Source organism: Acinetobacter sp. UBA3461 (genome assembly GCF_002381195.1).
Classification (GTDB): Bacteria; Pseudomonadota; Gammaproteobacteria; order Pseudomonadales; family Moraxellaceae; genus Acinetobacter; species Acinetobacter schindleri.
In genome coordinates this window covers 75,302-84,023 of record NZ_DFRO01000045.1, presented here as the reverse complement: position 1 = coordinate 84,023, position 8,722 = coordinate 75,302, and the positions used below count along the sequence as shown (strand labels likewise).

Annotated in this window: 9 protein-coding genes; 4 read left to right on the top strand and 5 right to left on the bottom strand. The window is 42.7% G+C overall.

What is annotated here, in order from left to right; all coding sequences use genetic code 11:
- On the bottom strand, nucleotides 1-797 hold a 797-nt coding region (locus tag B3D47_RS12945), incomplete at its 3' end, for an exodeoxyribonuclease III (protein WP_286862369.1).
- Nucleotides 798-837: 40 nt separating this feature from the next.
- On the opposite strand from B3D47_RS12945, the gene pyrE reads away from it, so the two are divergent.
- From pyrE to B3D47_RS12930, 3 genes are all read left to right on the top strand, one after another.
- The gene (pyrE, locus tag B3D47_RS12940) at nucleotides 838-1,488 is read left to right on the top strand and encodes an orotate phosphoribosyltransferase (RefSeq protein WP_253170316.1); all 651 of its coding nucleotides are present in this window, start codon (nucleotides 838-840) and stop codon (nucleotides 1,486-1,488) included.
- Between the two features lie 372 nt (nucleotides 1,489-1,860).
- Nucleotides 1,861-3,075, top strand: coding sequence for an alpha/beta hydrolase family protein (locus B3D47_RS12935; RefSeq protein WP_414631724.1), 1,215 nt, complete (start codon nucleotides 1,861-1,863; stop codon nucleotides 3,073-3,075).
- A 97-nt stretch (nucleotides 3,076-3,172) separates the two neighbouring features.
- Complete coding sequence (locus tag B3D47_RS12930; protein WP_286862457.1) at nucleotides 3,173-3,946, top strand: glucose 1-dehydrogenase; 774 nt, start codon at nucleotides 3,173-3,175, stop codon at nucleotides 3,944-3,946.
- A 229-nt stretch (nucleotides 3,947-4,175) separates the two neighbouring features.
- Here B3D47_RS12930 and B3D47_RS12925 read toward each other — a convergent pair whose 3' ends face one another.
- From B3D47_RS12925 to B3D47_RS12910, 4 genes are all read right to left on the bottom strand, one after another.
- Nucleotides 4,176-5,054 carry a copper resistance protein B gene (locus B3D47_RS12925; protein ID WP_273798198.1) on the bottom strand — a complete coding sequence of 293 codons (879 nt, stop codon included), beginning with the start codon at nucleotides 5,052-5,054 and terminating at the stop codon, nucleotides 4,176-4,178.
- On the bottom strand, nucleotides 5,041-6,783 hold the full coding sequence (locus B3D47_RS12920; protein ID WP_286862364.1) for a copper resistance system multicopper oxidase: 1,743 nt from the start codon (nucleotides 6,781-6,783) through the stop codon (nucleotides 5,041-5,043). The genes B3D47_RS12925 and B3D47_RS12920 overlap by 14 nt, the downstream gene beginning before the upstream one ends.
- A gap of 42 nt (nucleotides 6,784-6,825) precedes the next feature.
- Nucleotides 6,826-7,242 (bottom strand): hypothetical protein, encoded by a 417-nt coding sequence (locus B3D47_RS12915; protein ID WP_286862363.1) that lies wholly within the window; start codon nucleotides 7,240-7,242, stop codon nucleotides 6,826-6,828.
- Nucleotides 7,243-7,414: 172 nt separating this feature from the next.
- Complete coding sequence (locus B3D47_RS12910; protein WP_286862361.1) at nucleotides 7,415-7,624, bottom strand: DUF3565 domain-containing protein; 210 nt, start codon at nucleotides 7,622-7,624, stop codon at nucleotides 7,415-7,417.
- A gap of 118 nt (nucleotides 7,625-7,742) precedes the next feature.
- Here B3D47_RS12910 and gshB point away from each other — a divergent pair, with 118 nt between their 5' ends.
- The gene (gene gshB, locus B3D47_RS12905; RefSeq protein WP_004890785.1) at nucleotides 7,743-8,690 is read left to right on the top strand and encodes a glutathione synthase; all 948 of its coding nucleotides are present in this window, start codon (nucleotides 7,743-7,745) and stop codon (nucleotides 8,688-8,690) included.
- Nucleotides 8,691-8,722 lie beyond the last annotated feature (32 nt).

Genomic DNA, 8,722 nt, shown 5'->3' with positions numbered 1-8,722 from the left:
ACTGGAGCATGGTCACTAAACCATTCATCTTTATACACCCAGGCATTTACGGTACGCTCTTTCCAGTCGGGTGAACAGGCTTGATAATCAATCCGCCAGCCTACGTTTTTGGCACGGGCCTGGCCGCGATTCGACCACCATGAGTATAGCTCAGCTTCTTTGCGTACTTCACGGAAAGTGTCGACATAGCCCAGTTCATCATAGATGTGATCTAACCAAGCGCGTTCATGTGGCAAGCAACCCGAGGCTTTCTGGTTACCTGACCAGTTTTTAATGTCGATGCGTTTATGCACGATATTGTAGTCACCGCATACAATGATAGATTTATCTTCATCGCGCCATTGTTTCAGGATCTTTTTATATTCATCCAAGAAGTGATCTTTACGCGCCTGTGCTTCATCACCCGATGAACCGGATGGCAGATACAGCGAACAGATATGTGCAGTTTTATCTAAACCTAAGTCAAATTCGGCAGCAATAAAGCGGCCTTGAGAATCTGCCAGTTCAAAGCCCAGACCATCGGTCAGAGAAACAAAAGGCAGGCGGCTATAAATGGCGGTACCGGCATAACCTGGACGTTCAGCCGGGAACAGGTGTGTATACCAGCCTTCAGGTTTAAATTTATCGGTCCACTGCGCATGGGTAATCCGGCTTTCTTGCATGCAAATCACATCTGCGTCAGATTTTTCCATCCACTCCAGCAGACCTTTGGTCACGGATGAACGTAAGCCGTTGACATTAATTGAAACGACACGAAGAATTTTTTGATCACCTGGATAGCTACTCTTTGGTATCATGCGCAAGTCTTACCTTAATTAATGGATTTAGGAGCACCTCATGTCAACGCAAGCTCAGTTTAACCCGCAAGCTTTTATCGAACTCGCATTATCACGCGGTGTGCTTAAATTTGGTGAGTTTACTTTAAAATCAGGTCGTGTGAGTCCTTATTTTTTCAACGCAGGTTTGCTGAATGATGGCGAAGCGTTGACTGGCCTGGCATCTGGCTATGCAGCAAAACTGACTGAATGTGACAATGTTGAAGTGATCTTTGGTCCTGCATATAAAGGTATTCCATTTGTGGCTGCAACCGCAGTGGCGCTGTCGCAAAATCATGGCGTGAGTGTGCCTTGGGGCTTTAACCGCAAAGAAGCCAAAGATCATGGCGAAGGTGGTGTACTTGTTGGTGCTGCTGTAGAAGGGAAAAAAGTCTGGATTATTGATGATGTGATTACAGCCGGTACTGCCATTCGTGAAGTAGTCACCATCCTGAAAAATGCCGGTGCGCAAATTGCAGGTGTACTGGTTGCATTAGACCGTCAGGAAAAAGGTCAAGGTGAGCTTTCTGCGATTCAGGAAGTACAAAAAGAACTGGAAATTCCGGTGCATGCACTGATTACCATGAAAGACTTGATGGATTACCTCGATACTAAAGGCGACAAAGACGCGTTAGCAAAAATGGAAGACTATCGTTTGAAATATGGGATCTAAAATTTCAGTGTTTGTATAAAAGAAAGGGAAGCTGAGGTTTCCTTTTTTTTATAGTTTATTTAGTAAAGGTATATAAAGTTTTGAAACCTATTGAAATATTAAATATGAAACATAAAAAATCATTAAAAAATCTATTTGAAAAACATAAAATTTCATATTTAAATAAGTACTTGATTTATATTTAATAATTAAATTGGTTTTATACTGTATGCGTTATATTAATTCTAGAAAATTATATAATCTTTATGAAAATAATATAATAAAAGAAACATTCAACCATTATTATAAAACTTAAATTCATACCAATTTTTTAATGCTTTATTTAGAAAATAAGATAAATCTGCTACATTAAGAATTAGATTATAAAAAAAGATGGTGGCAGTAATGAAAATTAAACATCCCATTCTAAAATTGGTCGTAAGCTACCTTTGCTTAAATTCAACATATGCAATAGCCTCTCCTGTCTTTCCCAATAATAGTAAAGTCCAAACATCTAATATCTCTAGCAAAACGCCAGGAACAATCTTATCCATACAAGAAGAGAATATCGATCTATTTACGAATGCTTCACAGCGGTTCTTAATCACTTATCGTAGTAGAGGAATACAGTCCGAACCTATTGTTACTTCCGGGTTTATCTTATTGCCTAAAGGCAATCCTCCTAAAGATGGCTGGCCAGTTTTGGCCTGGGCACATGGTACAACCGGTGTAGCAGATACTTGTGCACCCTCTGCAGACTATGTCGATGGACCAGTTCATGTATATCAGCAAATAGCTGCTAAAGCTTTAAATGCCTGGCTTGCGCGAGGATATGCAGTTGTTGCACCAGATTATCAGGGTCTAGGAACTCCAGGTGGTCATCCCTATATGAATGCACAAAGCCAGTTGCACACTGTCGTTGATGCCGTACGGGCGACCCACCTTTTAAAGCCTTATAAATTTAGTAAAAATTGGTATGTTATGGGTCATAGTCAAGGAGGCGCAGCTTCCCTTAAGGTTGCTGCTGATGGCCTAAAAAATGCACCTGAACTCAATTTAAGAGGTGCCATTGCACTCGCACCAGGTGGCTATCAATACCAAGGAATCGCTGAATACGTAGCAACCCATTCTCAAATTGAAACAAGTGTTGCGGCATTTTTTCCAATCGTTCTTCTCGGTGCGGAAGCTGCAGATCCTAGCCTTGCTCCAGCAAATTTAGTTAGCCCAGAAATGGGAGAAATTCTAAACTATGCACGTAGTCGCTGTTTGTCAGAATTACAATCTGATCTAAAGGCAGCACCTAAAACAGTTTTTAAACCGAATATAAATTTGACACCTTTGACAAATTATTTAAAAAAACAGTCTATTGAGAATATGACACCTACTGTGCCGCTTCTAATTGTACAAGGTGATAAAGACCAGCTTGTAGATTATCGTGATACTTATGCTTACTATCAGCAAGTATGTAAGAAGCAAAAACCTATTTCCTTTCACCCCGTCAAGAATGGAGATCATCGTGACTCTTTAAGACAAAGTGAATTCCTGATTGGAAGCTTTATCAATTCAGTTGAACAAGGGAAAACTGTAAATACCTGCAATTCAAAATGATACGGTAGATTTAGGATTTTGAACTCAAAATAAAGCTACGCAGTATAAAAATTAAATATTTCGAGTTTTAATATACAAATGGAAATAAATCAAAATGATGCCACCAAGTTTATTATCACTGACGAATAAAATAGCACTTGTAACAGGCGGTGCAGCAGGTATTGGGAAAGCCAGCGCTCTCATTCTTGCACAAGCAGGCTCGGACGTTATGATTGCCGATTTAAATTTAGAAGCAGCTAAACATACAGCTGAAGAGATCAAGAAGCTAACTGGATGCAACATAGAATATGTTGCATGCGATATTCTGCAAGATGATCAATTGGTCAATGCAGTGAATAAAACAATCGAAACTTTTGGTCACATTCACATCTTAGTGAACAATGCTGGAGGAGGTGGCGGTGGCCGTGAATCTCCTGATCAAATTAGCGTAGATACTATAGAACGTGATTTTCAGCTTAATGTGTTTGCTGCTTGGCGATTGTGTCAACTCGTCGCACCGCATATGAATAAAGCGGGTGACGGCTCAATCATAAATATCAGCTCTATGAGTTCAATTAACAAAAGCCCTGCTATGAGTGGATATGCATCATCAAAAGCTGCTTTAAACCATATGGTCGCTAATTTGGCACATGATTTTGGTCCAAATATACGTATTAATGCTGTAGGTCCTGGAGCGATTCGTACCGCAGCACTAGAAAAAGTACTGAAGCCTGAGATTGAAAAAACAATGCTTTCTCACACACCATTACAACGATTAGGTGAACCTGAAGATATTGCGAGAGCAGTGTTATTCTTTGCCTCACCTATTTCATCATGGGTTTCTGGACAAACCTTATTTGTAAATGGTGGTGGTGTACAAACACTTGATTAAAGAGTGCTGTCTAAAACCTAAAATTCTTATAAATTGAATATGAGGTGCAATCTGTATTTGGATGCATAGCAACTGGCTTAAAGTTGCTACACAGATCCCAGCTAGCCGCTTCCATTTAGCATAATGGACATTATATGAAATCTAGCTCATACCAAAATGATATATAAGGAATTGACCCCTAAATCGTCAGGATCAATTCCTTTTTTATAATCTTCAGAAAGGGTAGAAGCTAAAATCTAAACTTCATCCCAAGCCCATAAATCCAATCTTTTTCAGAATTTGACATGAGCTGATCATTTTCCCACTGGCTTTCCTGCTCGTAACGGTAGGCAATATCAATATAAGGCATGACCTGCTTCGTTATTTCATAACGGGTATTCAAACCCAATGCAGCTTCACGCAGTCCGGTCTTTTCTGCATAAGGGGAACCATCATTTAAGATCGCTTCCACTTGCAGATAAGGTTGTAGAATCAGTTTTTGAGTCAAAAGCAGATCGCGTTCAGCCTCAAAATTCAATGCTACATAGTCATCCTGACCCACTTCCAGATAAGCCGAAGTTTCAAAGAAATATGGTGCCAGCCCATGTAAACCAAGCACGGCATTCCAGTGTTCCTGTTTGGTGTATTGCTGGTTCACTTCAAGCGAATGTTCCTGATAACCCAGACCGGCCTGCATATCCCAGAAGTCCGAAACCATACGGCTATATAGCAGTTTGGTAGCGTATTCATCTGGTCTGGACTCAGTCTTTTCAGCTTCCAGTTTAAGCACCAGCCTGTTTTCATCCGTACCAATTTTCAGTTCATTGTCTGACTGAAATTTGCCATGACCATGTCCTGTAGTTTGCCAGCGCTGATCCAGTTCAAGCACAGTATAAATCTGTCCACCATGCTCGTGTTTATGCTCATGGTCAGTCTTCTTTACCCTGTCGGTGGAAACAACAGATGGGGAGGGCTGGGTATCTATACGATGTTGCTGATGTATATGAACAGAGGCAGATTCTGGCATCATGGTGTGATCATGCTGCATCGTTTCGGCAAATACGGTAGAACTCATCAGCAAACTAACCGCCAATGACAGGGAGCGCTTTATTATTTTAATGGTGTGCATGAGCATCTCCTTGTGGTTGAGCTGATTGCGGTTTAGCAGACGTACTGGCGCGATCATCGTTGACATGCGCCACAATCAGTTTGTTCATCATACCAGCGCTCATGTGATAGAGCAGGTGACAGTGAATTGCCCATTCACCCAGTTCATCGGCAGTCAGTAGCGCAGTGACTGTTTTGCCGGGTGGCACCACAATGGTGTGCTTATTTGGCAGATCACCTGCAGGCTGACCATTTTCCAGTTGCATAAACATGCCATGCAGATGCATTGGATGTGCCATCATGCTGTCATTGATGAATTTCAGCCGGATACGCTGACCATACTTCACCTGTAAAGGCTCGGCTTCGCTATATTTCTTACCATTGATGGTCCAGATGTAACGCTCCATATTGCCACCGAGACGGATCACCAGTTCCGATTCCGGTTCACGAACATCCGGCTGAGGAAATAAGGATTTCAGATCACGATACTGCAGGGCTTTATGCCCCACAGGTGTGGACGCATTGGCCCAGCCTTCAACAGGTCTGGCAGGCTGTTTTTGTTCTGGCATGGAATGCTGTGCATGCAGATCGTATTGAGCAGGCTCATCATCTGAAGATTTTTCCGAATGCATGCTATGACTAGCAGGCATATGCTGTGGCATTTCGTGTTGTTCAGCATGTCCCATATCCTGCATGGTTAATAAAGCACGGGGACGGGCTGCGGGTTGGCTGATGTGATGTGGCATGGCCTGTGTCTGGTCATGCAGGCTGCCCAAGGCAAAGCCGGAACGGTCAATTGATTCCGCCTGTATCTGATAGTGTGCTGCAGTGGGTTCTACAATCACGTCATAGGTTTCTGCGGCACCGATGCGGAATTCATCAATACTGACCGGTTTGACTGGCTGGCCATCAGCACTGACTACAGTCATTTTCAGATTTGGAATACGTACATCAAAAAAGGACATGGCTGCGGCATTGATAAAGCGTAGACGCACTTTTTCATTCGACTGGAACGGTCCGGTCCAGTTCTGTTCAGGCGTTTTGCCATTTACCAGAAAAGTATAGCCGCTGACATCGGACAGGTCGGTTTTGAGCATGCGCATCTGGTTCCACATCTTGCGGTCTGACCAGGTTGCCTTAAGACCATCACGTTTGATCTGCTGCCAAATATCACCCACTGTTTCACGCTGGTTCTGGTAATAATCTGCTGATTTTTTCAGGTTATTCTGAATAGACTGGCTGCTCTGTTCATGAAATTCTGAAAGCATCACCACATAGTCACGCTCAGTTTTTTCATGGGCAGGAATCGTATTTCGATTTTTAGGGTGAATCAGCAGCGCACCGTACAGCCCATCCTGTTCCTGACCTTTGGAATGGGCGTGATACCAGTAGGTACCATTCTGGCGTACCTTGAAACGGTAGCTAAACTTCTGTCCGGGCTTAATGCCCTGAAAACCGTTAAAGCCAGGCACACCATCCATCAGGCCGGGTAATAACAGGCCGTGCCAGTGTAGGGAAGAATCCTGATGATCCAGATTATTCTGTACGTGAATAATTGCTTCATCGCCCTCTTTAAATTCAAGTGTCGGAGCCGGGAACTGACCATTGACGGTAATACGCTGTACAGGTTTCCCGGTCAGATTGAGTTTACCTTCATCAATAATCAGATGGTATTCTTTTACTGCGGCAAAAGCAGAGGACGAGATCATACATAAGCCTACAAGCAGGCTGTGACGAAATTTGATAGACATAACTTGATCCTGAAATTTATTAAAAATATTTAAAAATTCGGATCAGGCTTTGGGAGGGCGGAGAATATCTTGCCAGTAACCGCTAAGGTGGCGGGCAGTATAAGGGAAAGAAAGTTCGGTATTGGCTTCGTAGGGGTGCAATATAGTCAACGGCTGCGGTTCGGTATTTAACCAGCTCATCATGCTTTGGCAGGCACTAAAGCTGCAATCGAGACATTCATGTTGTTGAGTCGAAGCTTGATTATTACAGTGTTGAGAAGCGGGAGCATGCGTTGCATGTTTTATGGTAGCCATCTGTGAGGCGTGCTTATCACCATGTACCATTTGTTTGGCACAAGGCTGTTGTTGCATTTGAATCAGATGCATGGAGTTCGCGGATGCTACAGACATAGTGCCCCAGCCGATGGCAAAAACCATCAGCAGGATAAACCAGGCCTGTTGAAAAAAGCGTTGCAGCACGAAGCACCTTGAATCGCAGAATGCGTATTATTTTTAAGCATAAAAGTTCTGCAGGGATTTGGCAATAATACAGGAGCACTTAACAATGCAGATAGCTTAAATATTCCAAAGAAGCTGAAAGATTTATTTAAAAAATTAGAAAGCTTGTGATGAGTAGTCAGGGTTATTCTAATCACTCATCTTTATCGGACTGCTGTGTTTCCTCACATTTTTTGCAGTCCAGTTCTATGCCCAGTTTTTCCCTTCGACCTGATTCAGTCATGACCCAGGGACGGTTTTGCCAGGGTGGATCATGCCGTACATGTTGACCATGTCCACAGGCCAGTTCAGCGACCCAATGATTTTCTTCATCTAAATGAAAACCGACGATAGCTTGCAACATCTTTAGATTCATCCTTAACACAAGAATGCATACATACTCATGCAAAATCTGAATAAATAAAAGAATAATCTCGGCTATACTCATTGCCAAATTCATTTTGAAAAAAGAGCACAGAAATATGCGCGTACTTGTTGTGATGGATCCCATCGAAAATGTAAACCTGAAAAAAGATTCAACCATGGCGATGCTTTGGGCAGCCGCACGCCGTGGTCATGAACTAGGTTATGCATTACAGCAAGATTTGTATATTGATCAGGGTAAAGCATTTGGTTTGATCTCACCACTACAGGTGTTTGAAGACTATAATCATTACTATGAATTAGGTGAAAAGCGTAAAGAATCCATCGCGGCATATGATGTGGTGTTAATGCGTAAAGACCCACCTTTTGACATGAATTTTGTCTATGCAACTTATATCCTGGAACAGGCTGAACGTGAAGGTGCCTGGATCATTAACAAGCCGCAAAGCCTGCGTGACTGTAATGAAAAGCTGTTTGCCACCCAGTTCCCGGAACTGCAAGTACCAACTTTAGTGACTTCACAACAAAGCCTGATACGTGAATTCATTAAAGATCATGGTGATGTCATTGTTAAACCCTTAGATGGCATGGGGGGAATGGGGATTTTTCGTCTGTATCAGGACGGAGTAAATATCGGTTCGACTATCGAAATCCTGACCAATAATGGGACTCAGCCCATCATGGCACAGCGTTATATTCCAGAAATTGTTGAAGGCGATAAACGTATTTTGATGGTAAACGGTGAACCAGTACCTTACTGTCTGGCACGTATTCCCCAAAATGGTGAAGTGCGTGGCAACCTGGCAGCAGGTGGTCTGGGGGAAGCGCGTCCTTTAACTGAAAATGATAAAGCCATCGCTGCAAAAGTTGGCCCATTTTTACGTGAAAAAGGTCTGGTCTTCGTGGGTCTGGATGTGATTGGTAACTATGTCACTGAAATTAACGTGACCAGTCCAACCTGTATCCGTGAAATTGATACCCAGTTTGGGACTTCGATTGCGGATGACCTGTTTGATGTGCTGGAAGCAGGGGTCAAGCAGGCCTAAGATTTGCAGTCATAAATAAAAAGAGCCTCTAT